Below are 22,916 nucleotides of genomic sequence, written 5' to 3'. Positions count from 1 at the left end.
TGAATGAGATTATTCAAAACATATTAGTCTTTACAGCAATAGCATTAGCTATAGCATTTCTAGTTAAAAAATTCTTCTTAAAAAAACCGAAGTCTAAAAAAATTTGTGGAAATGACGATGGTTGCGGTTGTCATTAAATCAAATTGATACCTTATAACTTAAATTAGTTACAGATTTTATTCGTAACTAATTTTTTTTAGTTACTTTTGAAAAATATTTAAGCTTACTTAAATATTGTTTAAAGCAATTAAAAATGTCTATAGCCATAGAAAATTTTGTAAAAGCCATTTACAAAAACGGAAAACGAGATAATAATGATACCAAACCAGGTAACATAGCAAAAAAACTTGGCATTTCTAACGCAGCAGCCACAGATATGGCACAGAAATTAGCCTCAAAAGATTTACTGCATTACGAAAAATATCAAGCTTTAAAACTAACAGATAAAGGCAATAAAATGGCTTTAAATGTGGTGCGAAAGCATCGTTTATGGGAAAGTTTATTATTTAAATTGTTTGATATGTCTTTACACGATATTCATCGAGAAGCTGAATTATTAGAACATCAAACTTCAGATTTATTGGCAAACAAAATAAGTGAATATCTGGGGAACCCTAAGTTCGACCCGCACGGAGACCCGATTCCAAATGCTAACGGTGAAATAACAACCACTGATACCTCAATAGCGCTTTCTCAGACCAGTGAAGGGAAAAAATACATGATTTCTAGATTAATGAGCGACGATAAAGAGTTTTTTGAATTTTGCGCGCAACACGGATTGAAATTCGGGAACACACTATTTGTTTCAAAGCAATTCAACAAAAATAAAATGACACAAATTTTAATAAACAATAATACCATTTTACTCAACGAAGACTTTACTTCAATAATATATGTCAATGAAAGCAATTAAATACACTCTTTTTTCACTTAGTTTATCATTTTCTTTTTTAACTTTTTCTCAAGAAGATGACAGACTTTCTCAACCCTTAGTTACCGACCGACCAGATGCTACAGAAGCATCATCAACTGTAGGGAAAGGCACTTTACAGTTTGAAACAGGCGGATTGTATGAATCCTACGAAGCAGGAAACATAAAATCTGAGAACTACACTTTTAATACGATGCTGATTCGATACGGAGTTCTAGAAAACTTAGAATTACGATTAGGTTGGGATTTTGTTGAAGGCACTAATAAAATAAACAATAATAAACTGGATAATGTAACGAGCGGTTTATCCCCATTGCTTTTAGGGATGAAAATCGACATTGCAGAAGAAAATGGCTGCATGCCCGAAATAGCATTAATAGGACATGTGTTTCCTGTTTTTAGCGCATCTGCCGATTACAGACCCGAATATACGAGCATTGATTTTAGATTATCATTATCTCATACACTTAGTGAAAAATCAAGTTTAGGGTACAATATAGGTGCCGAATGGGGAAATGATTCTCCAGAAGCTTCAGCTATTTATACACTTGCTTATGGTTATAGTATTAATGATAAATTTGGTATGTACGCAGAACTTTACGGCGATTTACCAGAAGACAATAAAGCAAACCACTATTGGGATGCCGGATTCACCTATTTAGTTTCAAACGATTTACAATTTGATACCTATTTAGGAACAAGCATTACGGAAGGACAAGATATTTTATTCGGACTTGGGTTGAGTTATCGTGTTAAGCCAACAAACAAATTAAAATAAATTCGATATGAAAAAAATACTTATCATACTTCTTCTTTCTACTGTTTGCATGAGCTGTAAAGAAGAAAAAAAGACAAACGATAAACTAAATATAGTTACAACCACCACCATGATTACCGATTTAGTTAAAAATATTGGTGGCGACCACATTAATTTACAAGGATTAATGGGTAGCGGTGTCGATCCGCATTTATATAAAGCTAGTGAAGGCGATGTTACCAAATTATCAAACGCCGACATTATTTTTTACAACGGGTTGCACTTAGAAGGCAAACTAGTTGAGGTTTTCGAGAAAATGAAAAACAAAAAAACCATTGCTATTTCTGATGCTTTAGACAAATCAACTTTAATCGGTTCAGAATATTTTGCTTCTAACTACGACCCGCATATATGGTTTGATATAAACTATTGGAAAAAAGCTACAGAATTTGTGGTAAAAACACTTTCAGAAGCTATACCTGAGCAAAAAACAACCTTCGAAACCAACGGAAATGTCTATATCGAAAAATTAAATACGCTTAAAAATAAATTAGAGCAAACCATAAGTAGTCTTCCAAAAGAGCAGCGTATTTTGGTAACGGCGCATGATGCGTTTAATTATTTCGGTAAAGCTTTCGATTTTGAGGTAGTAGGCCTACAAGGACTTTCAACTGCAACCGAAGCCGGCGTAAAAGACGTTCAAAAATTATCAGCCTTCATCATTGAAAATAAAGTTAAAGCTATATTTGTAGAGAGCTCGGTACCAAAACGCACCATTGAAGCGCTTCAAGCAGCAGTAAAATCTAAAGGGCACGAAGTTACCATTGGCGGCACATTATATTCCGATGCGTTGGGCGATGCTGGAACCATTGAAGGCACATATATAGGCATGTTCAAGTATAATGTGAACACTATTGTAAATGCACTAAAATAAAATGTTAATTTGAAGCTATTTCCTGCTATTCGCTGTATCTTTTTTTCGTGCCTCAAAAAAGGATGCCGCTTCTATCAGGGCTAAATTATCAGCCAAAAGTAGTTTAAAGCATGTAATTACAGATTAGTTTGCAAGAACATATACATAAGAAATGAGAAAAAATAACAAAAAGTCAACACCCAAATCAATTCGTAGAATTGAACGTCAAGGCGCAGAATAGATGAAGAAAAGCTCCGAGAACAGGAGAACGAAGTTCGACGCGGAGTTTTCAAATCGGTTTTTATTCCGATAAAATCGGGATAAAAAATTCCTCGGCTTGAACTTGATTTTTTGGTTCGTTTTGTATCAAGACAAAATGAACACATAAATAAATAAGAGATGGAACAAAAAATAGCCGTAAAAGTAGACGATTTAACAGTAGCCTATAACTACAAACCCGTGCTTTGGGATATCGATTTAGAAATCCCCGAAGGCGTTCTTATGGCTATTGTGGGGCCCAACGGTGCTGGTAAATCTACGCTTATAAAATCTATTTTAGGTATTTTAAAACCTATAGCAGGCAGCGTTAGTATTTACGATAAACCCTATGATAAACAGCGATCTCTCGTAGCTTACGTACCCCAAAAAGGCAGTGTAGATTGGGATTTTCCAACAACGGCTTTAGATGTCGTGATGATGGGCACTTACGGCAGTTTGGGCTGGATAAAACGTCCAGGACAAAAAGAAAAAAAGGCAGCATTAGAAGCTTTAGAAAAAGTAGGTATGCTTCCTTTTAAAAACCGTCAAATTAGTCAGCTTTCAGGCGGGCAACAACAACGAATATTTTTAGCAAGAGCCTTAGTGCAAAACGCTTCCATCTATTTTATGGATGAACCCTTCCAAGGAGTTGATGCCACTACTGAGATTGCCATCATAAACATCCTTAAAGAATTACGGAAAGCTGGAAAAACTGTTATAGTAGTACACCACGATTTACAAACCGTACCAGAATATTTCGATTGGGTAACCTTTTTAAATGTCAAAAAGATTGCCACGGGTCCGGTAAAAGATATTTTTAATGATGATAACCTTACTAAAACCTATGGTATTAATTATAAAGTGAGTATTCAAGAGTAAAATAAGTTTACAGTCGCAGTCGCAGTAAACAGTTCTTACTCTAATTTAAAAAATAGATCAAGAAAAGTAAATAAATGAAAGTCAAGTCTCAATTCAATTCGTAGAATTGAACGTCAAGGCGCAGAATAGATGCAGAAAAGCTCCGAGAACAGGAGATCGCAGTTCGACGCGGAGTTTTTAAATCGGTTTTTATCCTGATAAATTCGGGATAAAAAATTCCTCGGCTTGAGCTTGATTTTTTGGTTCGTTTTGCATCAAGGCAAAATGAACAAAGTGAACAATAAATTCTGAAGATAAGTTTAGAATAACAAAATAAAACTATTGTGAAATCAGGAAGAGATTCCTGCCTTCGCAGGAATTATGGACATAACAGAATACATAAAACTGGTCTTTACAGACTATACCTTAAGAACCATAACCATGGGAACCGCCATTCTTGGTGCAGTTACAGGTATGCTAGGCAGTTTTGCTGTATTACGTAAACAAAGTTTACTAGGTGATGCTATTTCTCATGCAGCCTTACCCGGAATTGCCATTGCTTTTTTAATTACGGGAACCAAAGACACTAATGTGTTATTGTTGGGAGCTTTAATAAGTGGACTTTTAGGCACGTTTTGGATTCGAGGTATAATTAGTAAAACACATTTAAAATCTGATACCGCCTTAGGGCTAATATTGTCTTTGTTTTTCGGATTCGGTATGTTGTTGCTAACATTCATCCAAAAACAACCTAATGCCAACCAAGCAGGACTCGATAAATATCTTTTTGGTCAAGCAGCAACTTTAGTTGAAAGTGATGTCTGGTTAATGGCCATAGTAACGGGTATTTGCCTTTTTGTTTTATTACTTTTCTGGAAAGAATTTAAAATTTTATTGTTCGATGCCGATTATACCAAAACTCTAGGTTTCAATACTAATTTTATTGATGTATTAATAACCTCCTTTATCGTATTAGCCATTGTACTCGGCCTTCAAACGGTTGGCGTGGTATTAATGAGTGCTATGTTGCTTGCGCCGGCGGCTGCGGCAAGACAATGGACAGACAGCCTAGGAATAATGGTATTTCTTGCTGCTGTTTTTGGTGCTTTTTCAGGTGTATTTGGTACAGCAATAAGTGCCACTCAAAATAACCTTTCAACAGGACCTGTAATCGTTATTGTTGCAGGAGTTTTTGTGCTTGTTTCTTTCGTATTTTCACCAAGTCGAGGATTGCTTTTTAAGCAAATTCGATTTATTAAAAACCGTAGAGATTTACAGCTTCATAACACCTTAGCTTTTATGTTCAGAATTGCTGAAACCCATGAAAATATTTCACACCCACATGCTATTAAAATATTAAACAACTTTCAGGGTTTTACCAAAGGGACGCTTCAAAAATTGGTACGTAAAAATTATGTGAAATTAGACGGGAGCATGTGGAGCTTGACCGAAGAAGGTTTTAAAATTGCATCAAATTTGTACAACCAACAATCCGATAACAATGAGTAATGCACAATTAGAAATACAGGTTATTGCTAGTTTAGTTGCTATTGCATGTGCCATTCCAGGTACGTTTTTAGTTCTTCGAAAAATGGCCATGATTAGTGACGCCATTAGTCATTCTATCTTGCCTGGTATCGTTATTGGATTTTTTATAACACAAGATTTAAACTCCCCATTATTAATATTACTTGCAGCAATAACTGGTATTATTACTGTGGTTTTGGTAGAATATATTCAAAAAACAGGGTTAGTAAAAGAAGACACCGCTATTGGATTAGTATTTCCTGTACTCTTTAGTATTGGTGTAATTATGATTGCTAAAAATGCTAACGACGTCCATTTGGATGTAGATGCGGTTTTATTGGGTGAGCTCGCATTTGCGCCATTCGACAGACTCGTTATTTCTGGAGCCGATGTTGGCCCAAAATCCCTGTGGATTATTGGAAGTATTTTAATTATTACCTTCGGGCTATTAATCGCATTTTTTAAAGAACTAAAAGTAAGCACTTTTGATGCTGGGTTATCTGCTTCATTAGGTTTTTCACCTGCGGTTATTCATTACGGATTGATGACGGTTTCTTCGGTTACAACTGTTGGGGCTTTTGATGCGGTAGGCGCCATATTAGTCGTTGCTTTAATGATTGCTCCAGCAGCAACAGCCTATTTATTGACAAACAATTTAAAGCGCATGCTCTTATATGCCATCTGTTTTGGTGTATTTAGTGCCATTTCAGGATATTGGTTAGCACATGTTTTGGATGCCTCAATTTCAGGATCGATAACCACAATGCTCGGTTTACTGTTTTTTATGGTTTACTTATTTGCGCCTAACAAAGGTGTTATTGCTGTTATGTATCGAGAAAAGCAACAACGTACTGAAGTATCATTATTAACGTTTTTGTTACACCTTAAAAACCATATTGAAGAAAGTGAGCGCCATGTTAATCACCTCAACGAACATATCAATTGGCAAAAAGTGCGTTCTAAAACAGTTTTAGATTTGGCTTTAAAAAACAATATGATTCAGTTTGATAAAAACATAGTTTCATTAACCGAAAAAGGTGATGAATTTACATCAAAAGCTATCGACTATATCATTACTAACAAAGATGCTCAAATTGAGCACATGAAAGATGATTTCTTTTTGTTTAGAGGTTAAACTATGGCACAACACAACGAACTCGGTAAAAAAGGCGAACAACTGGCAGTAGATTTTCTTATGAAAAACAATTATGATATCGTTGAACGCAACTACAGGTTTGATAAAGCTGAAGTGGATATTATTGCCCAAAAAGAAGGTGTTCTAGCTATTATTGAAGTTAAAACACGTTCTACTTCCGATTTTGGAGATCCGCAAGATTTTGTTAAACCCAAACAAATTCAACGCTTAGTAAAAGCTGTTGATGAATATGTAACCGTAAACGATTTAGATGTGGAGGTACGTTTTGATATTATCGCCATTGTAAAAGAAGGTAAAGGCTTTAATATTGAGCATCTAAAAAATGCGTTTTACCATTTTTAGTTTTATTCTTCTTCGCCTTGAATATACTTTACCAAAGATTTAAAGTCTGATGGCTTTTCGAGAATTCTTTTATCCTTATCTAATATAAAATACGTTGGTGTTGAAGTTACACCATAGGCGTCACCGATTTCGTTATCCCATTTACCTTCACCGTAAACATGAATAAAATCAGGAAAATCATAAGTTAGATTTTTCCAACTGTAAGGCTCATCTTCTAAACCAACAGCAACTACTTTTACCTTGCCTTTTTCCAAAGTATTTACAAAATCTCTTAATTGAGGTATTTCTTCTAAACAGTGCGAACAACCACTACTCCAAAATACTAATATGTAATTTTCGGCAACATTTAATTGGGTTAATTTCTTAGTAACAAGCTTTCCTTTTTCTTTGACTTCAACATCAAAATCTGACGCTATATTACCTTTTGAAAGATTTTTATATAAAATTAATGCATGTAAAAGATCTTGATCATTTAAAGACACTGCAACATTCATTAAATAATTTTCTGCTATATAATTTGAAATAGATTCAAATCCTAAATCAGACATTTGCTGCCATAAATCAAACAACAAGATGCGCTGTACTTCTTTTGGAGCTGTCTTCATATGGCGATAAACCACATCGATATTCCTTTTGTAATTTTCAAGTTCATCTTTAGAATTTGCAGACATTCCAAATACATAATTCAACATTTTTTCTTCAAGAAAGTTAGAGCTCTGTAAGATTTTATTATTAAAATCTACATGGTCAAAATAATGCTTTTCTAAGTTTTTAATATAAGTTTTAACATCTTCAACCTTTGATGGAATATAGGGCCTGTTCGCTTTAATAAAATCTAAAGCCATAGTGCCTTTTGCAGCTTTCTCAAAACTTTCTTGTGTTTCTTTCTGAGTTTTAAAAATAGCCTTTAACGCTAGGGTATCTTTACTTGCTTTTCCATAGTAATTCCCTATGCTTTGAGTTACCATAGACATGCTATTGGTATAAGAAGATAATAATTTATTAACCGTAGATTTCTTGAATTCCACACCAGTTTCTGACATAAACGTGAGTTCAATGTCTTCCTTCCCGTTGTACATAATATCAAAATTATAATCTTCTTGAGGAACTGCATACACCAATCGATACATACCTTTAGTAGCCGTAGAATCTAATTTGAACTCAAAACTACCATCTTCTTTTATTTCTGCATTGGATATATAATCTGAAATAGTTGGGTTAACCTTATAAAGAAGTGCAAAATTAAAATCTTCTGCGGGATAAAAAACACCTTTAATACTGTGTTGTGCAAGTAACATACTTGGTATTAAAAAGGCTATAAAAAGTAATCGTTTCATGTATTTTAGATATTCCTTATTTTAAAATCAATAATCAAGCCACAATAGGTTGTAAAACCTCTAACGCTTTTTTTACAGATTTAATATTCTCGAAAGTTAGCATTAATCGTAAACCACTTCGGGTTTGTTTTTCTTTCATTTTACACGCGTTAGGATGAGTTTGTACAAACTGTAACACTTTAGTAAAATTATGACTTTGGTAAAAACTACTCTGTTGGTCGTTAATAAAATAACCTATTAACTTACCTTTTTTCATGATGATTTTTTCAAATCCAATTTTAGTAGCTAACCACTTTATTTGGACACTGTTTAACAAATCGGTCACTTGTTTGGGTAATTCTCCAAAACGGTCTATCAATTCCTTTTCAAAGGTAATCAAATCAGCTTCAGTTTTTAAGTTGTTTAATTGGGTATAAAGGTTCAGTCTTTCAGCAATATTATTAACATAGCTATCTGGAAACAACAATTCAAAATCTGTGTCTATCGTCACATCTTTTACATAAACTTTCTCAGAGTTATCATCATTATACAAGTCTTTAAACTCGTTCTCTTTCAACTCATCAATCGCTTCATTTAATATTTTCTGATAGGTATCAAATCCTATTTCATTTATAAACCCACTTTGTTCACCACCCAGTAAATCGCCAGCCCCTCTAATTTCTAGATCTTTCATGGCAATGTTGAACCCGCTACCTAATTCGGTAAATTGCTCTAAGGCGGTGATACGTTTTCTAGCATCATCCGTCATTGCTGAATATTCTGGAGTAATGAAATAACAAAATGCCTTTTTGTTGCTACGTCCTACTCGTCCGCGCATTTGGTGCAAATCGCTAAGCCCAAAATTATTCGCGTTATTTATAAAAATGGTGTTGGCGTTTGGCACATCTAAACCACTTTCTACAATGGTAGTGCTTACTAAAACATCAAACTCACCATCCATAAACGAAAGCATGAGTCGTTCTAATTTTTTACCTTCCATTCGCCCATGACCAATACCAATTTTAGCATCAGGCACTAGGCGTTGTAACATGCCTGCTACCTCTTTTATATTCTCGATTCTGTTATGAATGAAGAATATTTGTCCACCACGTTGAATTTCGTAACTAATAGCATCACGAATAGTTTCTTCGCTAAAACGAATAACATGACTTTCGATAGGGTATCGATTTGGAGGGGGTGTTGTAATAACCGATAAATCTCTCGCAGCCATTAAACTAAACTGAAGCGTTCTAGGTATTGGTGTTGCGGTTAAGGTTAGTACATCAACGTTATCTTTTAAGGTTTTTAGCTTTTCTTTTACAGCAACTCCAAATTTTTGTTCCTCATCGACAATAAGTAAGCCTAAATCTTTAAACTTTACGTTTTTATTTACGAGTTGATGGGTACCAATGATAATATCAACTTTACCTTGATCTAGAGCTTCTAAGGTTTCTCGTTTTTCTTTCGCGGTTCTAAATCGGTTTAGATAATCAACGGTTAAAGGGAAGTCTTTTAAGCGGTCTTTAAAGGTCCTTGAGTGTTGATATGCTAAAATAGTAGTTGGCACCAATACAGCTACTTGTTTACCATTATCTACCGCTTTAAATGCTGCACGAATTGCAACTTCTGTTTTTCCGAAACCTACATCGCCACAAATAAGTCTATCCATGGGGCGCTCACTTTCCATATCGGCTTTAATATCGGCCGTTGCAGTACTTTGATCGGGGGTGTCTTCATAAATAAAAGAAGCTTCCAGTTCGTGTTGCATGTAACTATCGGGATTGTATTGATAGCCTTTTTCGGTTTTACGTTTTGCGTAGAGTTTTATTAAGTTGAAAGCGACGTGTTTTACACGGGCTTTTGTTTTTTGTTTTAAGGTTTTCCAAGCATTACTCCCTAATTTGTAAATTTTAGGTGGTTTGCCATCTTTACCATTAAATTTAGTGATTTTATGAAGCGAGTGAATACTTAAATACAATACATCGCGCTCGCCATAAATAAGTTTTATGGCTTCTTGCTTTTTACCTTCTACATCTATTTTTTGAAGTCCGCCAAAACGCCCAATACCATGATCTATGTGCGTTACATAATCGCCAATATCTAAATTGGTGAGCTCTTTTAAAGTTATGGCCTGTTTTTTAGCATATCCGTTTTTTAAATGAAACTTATGGTAGCGCTCAAAAATTTGATGATCGGTATAACAGGCTATTTTATTATCATGGTCTATAAAACCCTGGTGTAATGATAAAATTATAGTTTGATATGCTTTAACATCGAGATGAGAATCGTCAAAAATATCATGAAACCGTTTAGCTTGCTGTTCGCTAACACAAGCTATATAATTAGTATAACCGTTCTCGGAATTAGCATTTAAATTTTCAATTAATAAATTAAATTGCTTGTTAAATGCGGGTTGTGGTGTGGTGTTAAATTCTATATGTTGAGAAGTCTCGACGGAGCCTGTGCTTGGCACAGCAGAAGTACTCGACATGATAGCAGAACTTCCAAATTCAACAATAGAGAAATCAAGTAATTGCTTTTTTAGTAATGCGGCATCACAAAATAATTCGTGAGGTTCGGCATGTTTTATATCTTCTGAAAGGGTTTTAAAGGCTTCTTCGGCTTTTGCATAAAAATCGTCGATTCGAGAAAAAAGTAAATCGGCATTTTTTATACACACTATTGTTTTTTGAGCGATGTATTTTAAGAAACTTTGCCTGCTTTCTTGCAATAATTTATTGGCAACATTGGGTATGATGTTGATTTTTTTTATTTGCTCGATGGACAGTTGTGTTTCTACATCGAATGTACGGATACTATCAACCTCATCGCCAAAAAATTCGATACGATAAGGCTCGTCGTGCGAGAATGAAAATACATCTACAATACCACCACGCACTGAAAACTCTCCAGGTTCGGTTACAAAATCGACACGTTTAAATTGATAATCAAAAAGGACTTCGTTTACAAAATCGATTGATAACTTATCGTTTACACCAACTTTTAGAGTATGTCGTTCCAGTTCTTTTCGTGTTACCACCTGCTCGAAAAGTGCATCGGGATAAGTAACAATAATTGCTGGTTTTTTTTGTGAGTTGATGCGGTTTAAAACTTCAGCGCGTAATAATACATTGGCATTATCAGTTTCTTCAATTTCGTATGGCCTTCTGTAGCTTCCTGGGTAGAAAAGTACATCTTTATCGCTTAAAAGTTGTTCTAAATCGTTAAGGTAATGCGCTGCCTCTTCTTTGTCGTTAAACACTAATAAAAAAGGCTTTTGAACCTCTTTAAAAACAGCAGCAATAACAAAGGATAATGAAGATCCTACGAGGCCTTTTAAATGTGTTTTTGCTTGGGTTTGGGCAATAGCATTTTGCAGATTTTGCTTTTGCAAAGTCTGTAAATAGGTTTGAGAGATAAGGGTTTTACTCACCTAATTTTGTTTTACGAATGCAAATATAAGGTTTAGGTTTATTTAAATGTGAGTTAATTATAATTTCGCAATTTTTTATGTAGCTAAAAAAGTGTTGTGCACACGCGTTAGGGATTGTAGTGGAAAGCCCACAGCGAAGGAACGAAGCGAGGACTTGTAGCGGAAAGCCCGACCCTTGTGGTAACGCCCAAAAAATTAAAATTTCGGTTTAAAATCTTAAAAAAAATATGTACGTTTGCAGCACTAAAAAGAAGTATATATGTCGTTTTCAGATTTATTTGACAGTGGGTTTAAAAAGCGTAATGAAAGTCATTTTGCTGCAATTGTTCGTGTGGCTATGGCAGATGGTGTAATTACAGATGATGAGAAAAAGTTTTTGGATAGATTAGCAACTAATTTAAATATTAGTGCTGAGGATTATAAACTCATTTTAAAAAATTACCAATCGCACCCTATAAACCCGCCAGCATCTTACGATTTAAGGTTAGAGCGTTTGTATGATTTGGTGCGTATGATTCATGTTGACACGATTAAAGGCGATGCTGAAATGATGCTTTTAAAGAAAATAGGCGTTGGTCTTGGTTTTCATGCGGTAAACGTAAAGTATATTGTAGATAAAGCTTTAACTCTAGTTAGTAACGGTGTAGATTTAGACACGTTTGTACAGGAAATAAAGAATATGAATAGGTAAATTCTATTATATAAGAATAAAAAATGCGAACCATTGGGTTCGCATTTTTTTTAGCTTTAAAATTAAATAAAGAGGAGTTGGCAGCCTTCTTGATCTGCTCTACTATAAAAATCTCCAATAGTTAGAATTCCATCTAATTCATCAATTAAATCTTCTTCTTTTAAATGGAACATATCTACAGCCAATTTACATGCCCATAGTTTACACCCAGAATCTGAAAGAATTTCTAAAAATTCGCCAATAGGTGGCATATCTAGTTTTTCCATTTCTTTTTTCATCATTTTGGTTGCCAATGCTTCCACTCCTGGTAAACCGCCTAACATAGTTGGAATATGCATTCCTGGGTTACCAACGGTAGCCACGTGTAAATGTTCTAATTTTTTCTTTTGAATAGCTTCTAAACCAAAGAAAGTAAAAAATATTTCGGATTCTATGCCTTCCATTCTTGCTCCATTTGCCATTACAAATGCTGCATAAGCATTTTCAATGGTAGCTTTGGATAATATAAAAAGCATTTTTTTGACTTTTGTGCCCATAATTTCTTGTGTTTGATGTGTTAGTTAACTTAAATACAGCTTTTTGGCTTAGGGATTCCTGCAATAAGTGTTGATTTTTTTAATGGCCCTCCAGGGAAAAGTTCATAAAACTCTTTTATGTTTATAACGCCACTTTTTTTAATGCCACGAATAGATAATGGCTCATCTTTATGATGCTTGTCTTGCAAGTACTCTATTACTTCCCAGTGTTTTTCGGTCATTACCACATTACACTCACCTGCTATACATTCACAGACTTCGCGGTCCCATTGTTTAAAGTCTACTAAGTAGCCTTCTTCGTTTACATCGATTTCTCTATTTGCGATTACTTTTTTCATTATTTCTAAAATTTATAAGGTTATTAACTAGTTATCTGCTTTTATATCGAATTTTTTTCCTTTAAAACTCATGTTTCTACCAACAAATGGTATTGGTATACCCTTTAACAACATGTTCCAATAAATCCACCTGAAAGCTAATTTTCCCCAATGGTTAAATACACTTTCTTTTAATAATTTTAGGGGGCCTATTTTTGCAAATGGAAATGTGCCATGAACTGGTTCTTGGTCATAATTAAAGTCAATCAATAGCGCTTTATTATTACCTGTTTCTATAAAACAATTGGCGTGACCATCAAACTCTTGTTTTAGTTTAAAGCCTTTAGTATGTAAGATAATATTATCTGTTAATGTTTCTGCTTGAAAGTGTGCTACAGAACCCGCTTTAGAAGCTGGTAAATTTGTGGCATCACCGATTACAAAAATATTTTCATGAGCTTTAGATTGTAAGGTATGTTTATGTGTTGGAATAAAATTTAAATCATCTCCCAAACCTGATCGTTCTATTACTTCATCACCCATATTGGTAGGTACAGTTACTAACAAATCAAAAGGAATTTCTCTGTCCACATAATCCACAATGGCTTTCTTATCATTATCAACCTCCATTATTGCAAAATCGGTCTCTATCTTTATTTGCTTTTCCTTCAACAAATAATTTAGGGCTTTGGTGCAAGTTGGTTTTGTAAATGCACCATCTAAAGGCGTTACATAAGTAATATCTACCTTATCTCGCATGCCCTTATTTTTGAAGTAAGAATCAGCTAAAAATGCAAATTCCAATGGTGCAACAGGACATTTAATAGGCATTTCGGTGATATGAACTACTAATTTTCCACCTTTCCATTCGCGCAATTTGTTTCGTAAAGCCAAAGCGCCTTCGTACGTGTAAAAATCAAAGATATCCTTCTTCCACAATGGCCCTAATAAACCATCCGTTTCGTCTGGTGCAATTTTAGAACCCGTTGCAACTATGAGAATATCATAGCTTAAAGTTTCGTCTTCTAGTGCTACTTTATTTTCTTCAGGGAGAATTTTATCTATTTTTTTTTGAATGTAATAAACACCTTTCGGAATAAATTTTTTGCCCTCTTTTTTTACTTGATCTTCTGTATAGGTATCGAAAGGAAGAAATAAAAATCCTGGTTGATAATAATGCGTTTTATACTGATCCACAATGGTGATTTTCCAATCCTTTTTAGGAAGTTTGGAAACCAAATGATTTGCCATCATAGTTCCGGAAGTACCTGCACCTAAAATAACTAAATTTTTCATTGATTTTGGTTTTTAGGAATACCATCTAAACTGATTTATTCCTGTTTTAATTCGGAGTAAAATTAAACATTGTGTTAGACTTAAATCATGACGAAAGTCATATAAACCCTTGTGTAACAAAGGTTACACAAGGATAAACAAATTTCAATTAGCTTCACTCGACCAAATTTAACACGCTTGAAAAGACATTTATTATTATAAACCTAACTATTAATTAGGAAGAATTTATTTTTTTGAAAAACCAACCAATTGTGACAAAAGTCATAGGTCAGTGTGTAATCAGAAATTAACTTCGTAGACGCATTACAAACCATAAGAATTCTATCCGTATTTCTTTTCGAATTCTTTTAAATATTTCAGTTATGAAAACTTTTTTTTTACGTTCGTTATTTTTACTTTTTTCTGTTTCGGTTTTATCACAAGCAGGTCATATTATGCAAGGTGTTGGCGCTGTAAACATGTCTATGGGTGGAGCTTCAACGGCTCAACCTCTTGATATTTCAGGCGCATTACAATGGAACCCTGCTTCTATTTCAACTTTTGACGATAAGATTATTAAATTTGATCTAGGATTATTCTTTTCTTCTCCTGAATTATTCTCTACAGTTCCTGAATTTGATTCTAGTGGGCAACCCACTGGAAACTTCTTTAGCGGTAACACAAAAGATGATAGAGGGGTTTCGCCTATGCCTGCCTTAGCAATGGTTTGGGGAAAGGAAGACAGTAAGCATACTTTTGGTGCCTCTGCTTTTGGAATTAGTGGGTTTGGTGTTACATTCCCAGAAAGTATGTCGAATCCTATAAATATGCCTCAACCTAATGGTTTTGGGCATATTGAATCGGATTATATTTTGTTACAAATTGGATTTTCTTGGGCTTATGAATTGTCAGATAAATTCTCAATTGGTGTACAACCGACTTTTAATTATTCTACATTAGAACTAGCCCCCAACCCAACTGCAAACCCTAATGGTTCAGGTTATCCATCAACAGATAAAGCTACAGCCACAGGATTTGGAGCACAATTTGGACTGTTCTATGATTCTGGTTCAGGATTTAAAGCAGGTGCATCCTATAAAACCACACAAAAATTTAGTGAATTTGAATTTGATAATACGTATTTGGATAATTCTACAGCAAAAAATAAATTTCAAATGGATTATCCTGCCATCTTATCATTTGGTTTAGGGTATACTAATGATCTGCTTGATTTAGCCTTGGATTATAGATTGGTGGATTATGAAAACACCGATGGTTTCTCAGAAACTGGATGGACACCAACAGCTTCTGTAGCAGGCTTTGGTTGGGAAAACATTTCCATTGTATCAGCTGGTATTCAATACAAAGGTGTTGATAAATTACCATTGCGATTAGGCTATACGTATAGCTCTAATCCAATTCCTGAAGAGGTAGCTTTTTTTAACATTCCTGCAACCGCAATTATTAAAAACGCCTTCCAATTAGGGTTTAGCTATGAAGCCAATGAAAGTTGGACATTTGATACCGTATTTCATTATGGTACTAGTGGTGATGCTACCGAAGGTCAAGTTTTAAACCCTATGTTTATCAGTGCTAGTAATCCGCTAGGGGCTATCCCCAACAGTGAGATATCTTACGACATGACTACATCGATGATTCAATTTGGTGTGAGATATAAATTTTTGAACTCACAAAAAGATTAAAAAGTACTTTAGACGATAAAGTAAGAGTTATTATAAAAAATGCGAACCTTGAGTTCGCATTTTTTTATTGATGTAATTTTAATTGAATACGCTTTCTCGGAATATCTACCTCTAATACCTTAACGATTATTTGTTGATGCAAACTCACATGCTCATTCACATCTTTTACAAAACTATCCGATAAGTTTGAAACATGAATTAATCCACTTTCCTTAATCCCAACATCTACAAAACATCCAAAATTAGTTATGTTATTAACGATTCCTGGGAGTAATTGCCCTACTCTTAAATCGTTAATGGTTTTTATATTTTGATTGAAAGTGAACACTTTAGCTTGTTCTCGGATGTCTAAACCTGGTTTTTCAAGTTCTTTGATGATATCTTCAAGGGTTAGCAAACCCACTGATTCTGTAAAATAACACTTTAAATCAATTTTTTTAAGTAACTCTGAATTCCCTATTAAATCTTGAACCGATTTGCCCAAATCTTTGGCCATTTTAGTAACTATAGAGTAACTTTCTGGATGTACTGCTGAATCATCTAATTGGTTTTTAGCGTCCTTAATTCTTAAAAAAGCAGCGCCTTGCTCAAACGCTTTGTCACCTAATCGCGGTACTTTTTTAATGTCGTTTCTTGAGGTAAACACACCTTTTTCATTTCTGTAATTGAAAATGTTATCGGCTAGTTTTGGACCAATTCCAGACACGTAACTTAATAAACTTTTACTTGCGGTATTGATGTTGACGCCTACGGCATTCACACAATTTTCAACCACCACATCCAATTGTTTTTGCAATTTTGTTTGGTCTACATCATGCTGATATTGCCCCACACCAATAGATTTAGCATCAATTTTTACCAATTCTGCTAATGGGTCTTGCAAACGCCGCCCAATAGACACTGAACCACGAACCGTAACATCATAATTTGGAAACTCTTCACGAGCTATTTTTGAAGCTGAATAAATACTGGCACCAGCTTCACTAACCACAAAAACTTGCACATCGTTTTTAAAATGTACTTTTCTTATTAAAGCTTCAGTTTCTCTAGATGCTGTACCGTTACCTATGGCAATGGCTTCAATTTTATAAGCATCACAAAGTGAACTTATTTTTTTCATAGCCCCAATACTATCACTTTTAGGTGGATGCGGGTATATGGTTTCGTTGTATTTTAATTGGCCTTGAGCATTTAAACACACTACTTTACAGCCTGTTCTAAATCCTGGATCTATGGCTAATACGCGTTTTTCGCCTAAGGGCGACCCTAATAACAATTGCTTTAAGTTTTTAGCAAATACACTAATGGCAGATTCATCGGCTTTATCTTTAGCTATTTGTAAGGCTTCGTTGCTTAAAGATGGTAATAATAAGCGTTTATATGCATCTTTTATGGCAAGTTGAATCTGTACAGCACATGCATTATTACTTTTGATAATACGCCTTTCTATATTATCGATTGCACGATCATCATCAATGGCTATTTTTACTCGAATAAAGCCTTCTTTTTCGGCTCTTAAAATCGCTAACAAGCGGTGTGATGGGATACGACTTAAATTTTCTTCCCAATCAAAATAATCTCTAAATTTTTGAGCGTTTTCATCATCCACATTTATTTTTATCACTTTCGTGGAAATCATAGCGAAACGCTCTAATTGGCGACGGATGTTATTCCGAATATCACTGCGTTCATTAATCCATTCAGCAATAATATGTCTTGCGCCTTCTAGTGCATCATCAGCGGATTTTACATCGCCTTTTATATATTTATAAGCCATAGATTCTACATCATTCGCATTCTGACTCATGATGATTTTAGCCAATGGTTCTAATCCATTTTGTCTTGCCTTTTCAGCTTTAGTTTTTCGGCTTTTTTTGTAGGGTAAGTATAAATCTTCAAGTGCGGTTAAATCTTGAGTAGCTTCTATTTTCTGTTTTAATTCTGAAGTTAAAACCTCCTGCTCTTCTAAAGCTTTTAAAATGGCGATTTTACGTTTTTCTAAAGCTTCAAATTGCTCTTTGAATTTTACAATTTCACCTATTTGAACCTCATCCAAATTACCTGTGCGCTCTTTTCTGTAACGGGATATAAAAGGGATGGTGCAATCTTCATTGAGTAATTCAATGGTGTTTTTTACAGATTGTTCTGGGAGTTTTGTTTGTGAGATTATAAAGTTTAACATATTGCTAATTTAAAAAGACCTGTTAGGTTTTAAAAACCTGACAGGTCTGGCATGAATTTTTATTAGCCTTAACAGAATCAAATGATCGACTTTGGTTAAGCGACTTTCTTAATTAAATCATAGCAAGGACATTTTTTACAACGCTTGTTCTCGCCTTTCTTAAATTTTTTACAGCAACTACTTTTTACTTTTTCAGGAAGATCAATTCCTAATTTTCGTAATTTTTTAATTGCTTTCTTTTGCTTCTTTTTTTTGCCCACAGAGAATTGTATTCAATACTGAGGCAAAAATAAGTTATTTTTATTGAATCTAAATAAGCTTAATTGTTAAAATTATTCAGGTGATTTTGTAGCAGCTGTAGTTACTGTTAAATTTTCAATATCTCTATCAAATAAATACAACCCGCCTTTATCATCGCCAATCATATTTATTTTGTCAAGAATAGTTCTGGCAACCGCTTCTTCTTCTATTTGTTCAGCCACATACCACTGTAAAAAATTATGAGTTGCATAGTCTTTTTCTTGAAGACTAATATGCACCAATTCATTGATACTTTGAGACACAAACACTTCGTGCTCAAACAATTTTTCAAACATCTCTTTAAAAGACTTAAAGGTTACATTAGGCGCTTTTAATTGAGATATTTTAGCATGACCGCCACGTTCGTTTACAAATTTTACAAGTTTCAACATGTGTTCGCGCTCTTCATCAGATTGCGCGTACATAAAATTTGAAACCCCTTCTAGCCCTTTTACTTCTGCCCAACAGGCCATGGCAAGATAAATTTGTGAAGATTCTGCCTCGACTCTAATTTGAGTATTTAAAGCATCTTCTATAGTTTTTGATAACATAATTTCTGGTTTTATGTAAAGTTAGCTAATCTGTAAACCATTTCCAACACTGGCATCATCAGGATTTACAAAAACCAACTTACCTTCAGGAGTTTCAGTCATTAAAATCATGCCTTGGCTTTCTACACCTCTTAACGCTCTTGGAGCTAAATTGACAAGCACTGTAACACGTTTCCCGATTACATCTTCAGCTGTAAAACTTTCTGCAATACCCGACACAATAGTGCGTGTATCAATACCAGTATCAACCTTCAACTTTAATAGTTTTTTAGTTTTAGGCATTTTTTCAGCTTCCAGAATGGTTCCAACACGAATATCCAATTTCGTGAAATCATCAAAAGCAATGGTGTCTTTTTGTGGTTCTACCGTTTTATTTGCGGCTTCATTCGCTTTTTTACTGGCTTCTAATTTATCCAGTTGTTTTTGAATGGTATCATCTTCAATTTTAGAAAATAACAATTCTGCTTTTCCTATTTGGTGTCCTGCAGGAAGTAATTCTTTTTTGGTGCTTACTTCATTCCAAGACGTTTCAAGCGCGCTTGAAGTAATATTTAGAATGTTCTTTAATTTTTCTGAAGTAAAAGGCAAAAACGGTTCGCTTAAAGTCGCTAATGCCGAAGCAATTTGAAGTGCTACATACATGATTGTTTTAGTCCTAGCTTCATCTTCTTTTATCACTTTCCAAGGTTCGGCGTCGGCTAAGTATTTGTTACCAAGTCGAGCCAAATTCATTAATTCCTGCCCTGCCTCTCTAAAACGGTACCGCTCAATTGAGCTTGCAATAACATCTGGGTATGCCTTTACGCTGGCCAAAGTTTCTTCATCAACTTCATTAAATTCAGCAGGTTCTGGAACAATGCCCTCGTAATATTTATTGGTTAAAACTACTACGCGATTGATAAAATTCCCGAAAATAGCCACCAATTCATTGTTATTTCTGGCTTGAAAATCTTTCCAAGTAAAATCGTTATCCTTAGTTTCTGGCGCATTCGCATTTAATGCATAGCGCAATACGTCTTGCTGTCCTGGGAAATCTTCTAAATATTCTGGTAACCAAACGGCCCAGTTTTTTGAAGTTGATAATTTATTGCCTTCTAAATTTAAAAACTCGTTTGCTGGCACATTATCTGGTAAAATATAACTGCCTTCCGCTTTTAACATAGCTGGAAAAATAATACAATGAAACACGATATTATCTTTACCAATAAAATGAACCAATTTGGTGTCTTTATCCTTCCAATAAGGCTCCCAATCTTTTCCTTCGCGTGCAGCCCATTCTTTAGTCGACGAGATGTAACCAATTGGCGCATCAAACCATACGTAAAGCACTTTACCTTCGCCACCTTCTGCTGGCACAGGAATTCCCCAATCTAAATCGCGTGTTACGGCTCTAGGGCGCAAACCATCATCAATCCAAGATTTACATTGACCGTAAACATTAGGTTTCCAGTCTTTTTTATGACCTTCTAAAATCCATTCTTTTAAAAAAGATTCGTGTTTATCTAAAGGTAGAAACCAGTGTTTTGTTTGTTTTAAGGTTGGCACATTGCCCGTTAATGCCGATTTAGGGTTAATTAAATCGGTGGCATTTAAACTGGTTCCGCAGTTTTCACATTGATCGCCATAAGCATCTTCGTTACCGCATTTTGGGCATCTTCCTGTTACAAATCGGTCCGCCAAAAATTGGTTCGCGTCCTCATCATACAATTGCTCTGTAGTTTCTTCAATAAATTCACCTTTTTCATTAAGCGTTTTAAAGAACTCTGAAGCTGTTTCATGATGAATAGGCGCAGTGGTACGAGAATAATTATCATATGTGATGCCAAAATCTTCAAACGATTTTTTAATAATCGCATGGTATTTATCAACCACATCTTGAGGTGAAACCCCTTCGTTTTTTGCCTTAATGGTAATTGGAACACCATGTTCATCACTTCCGCCAATAAACGCTACATCGTTACCTGTTAAACGCAAATAGCGCGCATAAATATCGGCAGGCACGTAGACACCAGCTAAATGCCCAATATGAATTGGACCGTTGGTGTATGGTAATGCGGTTGTAATGGTATATCTTTTTGGTTTGTTCATTTCTGTTGTCTTAATGTCTGGTCGAGCGCAGTCGAGACCATACTTTTACTCAATTTCTAACAAACCTCTCGACTGCGCTCGAGTGGACATGCATTATCGAAGTTATTTTGAAGCCGTAAAAGTACACATTTTGAGTACGATTTAGAAACGAGAGTTTACAATTTTTAAACATACATTTTATAATAAAGTTTAAATAATTTAAATTCGAGAAGTGAGTAGTTACACACGTTTTAATTTTATGATTAATTATTAAATTTAAACGTGTGAAAAAAAATGTACTTTTACATTATGTCTAAAAACCTGTTCATACTTAGCTTGTTATGTCTTCTTTTCTTCCTAAGAATTGAAAATATGAATTCGCAAAATGCAGTTGAAACAAAACATCACCATACTTTGAAACAACCACCATACTTAAAACCAGGAGATACAGTTGCCATTGTTGCTCCTTCAGGAATTTTAAAAAATCGAGTAGAAGAAATTCAACGAGCTCAAACCTTATTAAAAAGTTGGGGGTTACATTCAGTGGTTGGGAAACATGTTTTTAATGTAGATAATCATTTTGCAGGCACTGATAATGAGCGTTGCGAAGACCTACAAAAAGCGTTAGACGACCCAAAAATAAAGGCCATTTGGTGTGCTAGAGGCGGATACGGAACCGTCAGAATTTTAGACAAGCTAGATTTTTCTATATTCAAACAAAACCCAAAATGGTTGATTGGATATTCTGATATTACAGCGCTTCACAACCAAATTCATAACGAGGGTGTAGAGAGTTTGCATGCCATTATGTGTGTGAGTTTAGATGCCGATGCAACCGAAATTGAAGCTAGTGTAACCTCTTTTAAAGATGCTATTTTTGGCAAACCATTGAGTTACACCATTGAGGGTTCAACTTATAACAAGACAGGCAAAACTACAGGACAATTGGTTGGAGGAAATCTCACCTTACTGCATACCATGCTAGGATCGGATACAAGTATTGATGTTTCTGGTAAAATTTTGTTCATTGAAGAAATAGGCGAATACAAATACCATATAGACCGGATGTTACAAAGTTTAAAACGTGCTGGTTATTTTGATAGTTGTAAAGGTGTAATAGTTGGTGATATTTCAAAATTAAGAACCAACACCACACTTTGGGGTACATCAATAGAACAATTAATTTTAGATGCCCTTTTGGAATACAGCTTCCCTATAGCCTTCAACATGCCTGCTGGTCATGAAAATGACAACCGAGCTTTAATTATGGGACGCACAATTCAATTGAATGTTGCGAAAAACAAAACAACTATTGTCTTTGAATAATCCTTCTAACTAGCTATAAATCTTATAATTGACGAGTCAGTCGTCGAATTAATCTGTTTTTTACAGACAACAAACTGAATTGAACGGTTTTAAAGGGGAAATCAACTAATATTTTTAATGATTGAAGATATAAGTGATAATCTTGTAGTTCATATTAATTCATTAAAAAATCCCTAACATGAAAAAACTACAATTTTTATTCGCAGCAATGATGCTTTTGGCTTCAGTAGATGTAAAAGCTGATGACACCATTAATTCAAGTTTAAACTTAAACAATCCAGATGTTCGAAAATGTCTTTTAGAGGCTACAAAAACGGAGGGATGGAAAGTTTCATCAGTATATACAGATGCAGAAAACAAGATAGTTTATGTCTTTAAAAAAGATAATGAAACTAAAATCTACAAGAGTAAATAAGAACTTTTACTTTAAAAAAAAACCAGCTTTACATTTTTGTTTAGCTGGTTTTTTTTTTGTGA

Annotated in this window: 19 protein-coding genes; 11 read left to right on the top strand and 8 right to left on the bottom strand. The window is 34.6% G+C overall.

Annotation, left to right across the window (positions count from 1 at the left end):
• Positions 1–253 precede the first annotated feature (253 nt).
• From O5O44_RS02220 to O5O44_RS02190, 7 genes are all read left to right on the top strand, one after another.
• Positions 254–913: a metal-dependent transcriptional regulator gene (locus O5O44_RS02220; protein ID WP_019388435.1), complete on the top strand. Its 660-nt coding sequence runs from the start codon at positions 254–256 to the stop codon at positions 911–913.
• Positions 900–1,709, top strand: a complete 810-nt coding sequence (locus O5O44_RS02215) for a transporter (protein ID WP_019388434.1) — start codon at positions 900–902, stop codon at positions 1,707–1,709. Before O5O44_RS02220 ends, O5O44_RS02215 begins: the two co-directional genes overlap by 14 nt.
• A 7-nt stretch (positions 1,710–1,716) precedes the next feature.
• The gene (locus O5O44_RS02210; RefSeq protein WP_289195563.1) at positions 1,717–2,622 is read left to right on the top strand and encodes a metal ABC transporter solute-binding protein, Zn/Mn family; all 906 of its coding nucleotides are present in this window, start codon (positions 1,717–1,719) and stop codon (positions 2,620–2,622) included.
• Between the two features lie 378 nt (positions 2,623–3,000).
• Positions 3,001–3,738 carry a metal ABC transporter ATP-binding protein gene (locus tag O5O44_RS02205; RefSeq protein ID WP_019388432.1) on the top strand — a complete coding sequence of 246 codons (738 nt, stop codon included), beginning with the start codon at positions 3,001–3,003 and terminating at the stop codon, positions 3,736–3,738.
• Positions 3,739–4,098: 360 nt separating this feature from the next.
• Positions 4,099–5,226 carry a metal ABC transporter permease gene (locus O5O44_RS02200; protein WP_026010119.1) on the top strand — a complete coding sequence of 376 codons (1,128 nt, stop codon included), beginning with the start codon at positions 4,099–4,101 and terminating at the stop codon, positions 5,224–5,226.
• Positions 5,219–6,379: a metal ABC transporter permease gene (locus tag O5O44_RS02195; RefSeq protein WP_289195562.1), complete on the top strand. Its 1,161-nt coding sequence runs from the start codon at positions 5,219–5,221 to the stop codon at positions 6,377–6,379. The genes O5O44_RS02200 and O5O44_RS02195 overlap by 8 nt, the downstream gene beginning before the upstream one ends.
• 3 nt (positions 6,380–6,382) lie before the next feature.
• A complete protein-coding gene (locus O5O44_RS02190) occupies positions 6,383–6,742 on the top strand; it encodes a YraN family protein (RefSeq protein WP_019388429.1) in 360 nt (119 codons plus the stop codon).
• A 2-nt stretch (positions 6,743–6,744) separates the two neighbouring features.
• On the opposite strand, the gene O5O44_RS02185 is transcribed toward O5O44_RS02190, so the two are convergent.
• Both O5O44_RS02185 and mfd read right to left on the bottom strand, forming a co-directional pair.
• Positions 6,745–8,079 (bottom strand): TlpA family protein disulfide reductase, encoded by a 1,335-nt coding sequence (locus tag O5O44_RS02185; RefSeq protein ID WP_289195561.1) that lies wholly within the window; start codon positions 8,077–8,079, stop codon positions 6,745–6,747.
• Positions 8,080–8,113: 34 nt separating this feature from the next.
• Positions 8,114–11,491, bottom strand: a complete 3,378-nt coding sequence (gene mfd, locus O5O44_RS02180; RefSeq protein ID WP_289195560.1) for a transcription-repair coupling factor — start codon at positions 11,489–11,491, stop codon at positions 8,114–8,116.
• A gap of 259 nt (positions 11,492–11,750) precedes the next feature.
• On the opposite strand from mfd, the gene O5O44_RS02175 reads away from it, so the two are divergent.
• Positions 11,751–12,182 carry a tellurite resistance TerB family protein gene (locus O5O44_RS02175; protein ID WP_289195559.1) on the top strand — a complete coding sequence of 144 codons (432 nt, stop codon included), beginning with the start codon at positions 11,751–11,753 and terminating at the stop codon, positions 12,180–12,182.
• Positions 12,183–12,244: 62 nt separating this feature from the next.
• Here the strand turns inward: O5O44_RS02175 and O5O44_RS02170 are convergent, their stop codons facing one another.
• From O5O44_RS02170 to sqr, 3 genes are read right to left on the bottom strand one after another with little or no spacing between them, the layout of a single operon-like run.
• The gene (locus O5O44_RS02170) at positions 12,245–12,697 is read right to left on the bottom strand and encodes a DsrE/DsrF/DrsH-like family protein (protein WP_289195558.1); all 453 of its coding nucleotides are present in this window, start codon (positions 12,695–12,697) and stop codon (positions 12,245–12,247) included.
• A 50-nt stretch (positions 12,698–12,747) separates the two neighbouring features.
• Positions 12,748–13,056, bottom strand: a complete 309-nt coding sequence (locus O5O44_RS02165) for a TusE/DsrC/DsvC family sulfur relay protein (protein ID WP_019388424.1) — start codon at positions 13,054–13,056, stop codon at positions 12,748–12,750.
• Positions 13,057–13,083: 27 nt separating this feature from the next.
• Entirely contained in the window at positions 13,084–14,331 is a 1,248-nt protein-coding gene (gene sqr, locus O5O44_RS02160) for a type III sulfide quinone reductase, selenoprotein subtype (RefSeq protein ID WP_289195557.1), read from the bottom strand.
• Between the two features lie 362 nt (positions 14,332–14,693).
• Between sqr and O5O44_RS02155 the strand changes: the two genes are divergently transcribed.
• Positions 14,694–16,013: an OmpP1/FadL family transporter gene (locus O5O44_RS02155; RefSeq protein WP_289195556.1), complete on the top strand. Its 1,320-nt coding sequence runs from the start codon at positions 14,694–14,696 to the stop codon at positions 16,011–16,013.
• Between the two features lie 64 nt (positions 16,014–16,077).
• Here the strand turns inward: O5O44_RS02155 and O5O44_RS02150 are convergent, their stop codons facing one another.
• The 3 genes from O5O44_RS02150 to metG all read right to left on the bottom strand — a co-directional run bounded on the left by O5O44_RS02150 (position 16,078) and on the right by metG (position 21,134).
• Positions 16,078–18,195, bottom strand: coding sequence for a Tex family protein (locus tag O5O44_RS02150; RefSeq protein WP_289195555.1), 2,118 nt, complete (start codon positions 18,193–18,195; stop codon positions 16,078–16,080).
• Positions 18,196–18,527: 332 nt separating this feature from the next.
• Positions 18,528–19,046, bottom strand: a complete 519-nt coding sequence (locus O5O44_RS02145; RefSeq protein ID WP_019388419.1) for a ferritin — start codon at positions 19,044–19,046, stop codon at positions 18,528–18,530.
• A gap of 21 nt (positions 19,047–19,067) precedes the next feature.
• Positions 19,068–21,134 (bottom strand): methionine--tRNA ligase, encoded by a 2,067-nt coding sequence (metG, locus tag O5O44_RS02140; RefSeq protein WP_289195554.1) that lies wholly within the window; start codon positions 21,132–21,134, stop codon positions 19,068–19,070.
• A gap of 288 nt (positions 21,135–21,422) precedes the next feature.
• Between metG and O5O44_RS02135 the strand changes: the two genes are divergently transcribed.
• Complete coding sequence (locus tag O5O44_RS02135) at positions 21,423–22,439, top strand: S66 peptidase family protein (protein ID WP_289196460.1); 1,017 nt, start codon at positions 21,423–21,425, stop codon at positions 22,437–22,439.
• A gap of 178 nt (positions 22,440–22,617) precedes the next feature.
• Positions 22,618–22,854 (top strand): hypothetical protein, encoded by a 237-nt coding sequence (locus O5O44_RS02130; protein ID WP_289195553.1) that lies wholly within the window; start codon positions 22,618–22,620, stop codon positions 22,852–22,854.
• The last annotated feature ends 62 nt before the right edge of the window (positions 22,855–22,916 follow it).

Source organism: Algibacter luteus (genome assembly GCF_030344935.1).
In the GTDB taxonomy this organism is placed as follows: domain Bacteria; phylum Bacteroidota; class Bacteroidia; order Flavobacteriales; family Flavobacteriaceae; genus Arenitalea; species Arenitalea lutea.
The sequence above is the reverse complement of the archived record's forward strand: the minus strand, read 5'-3'. Positions and strand labels throughout refer to the sequence as shown.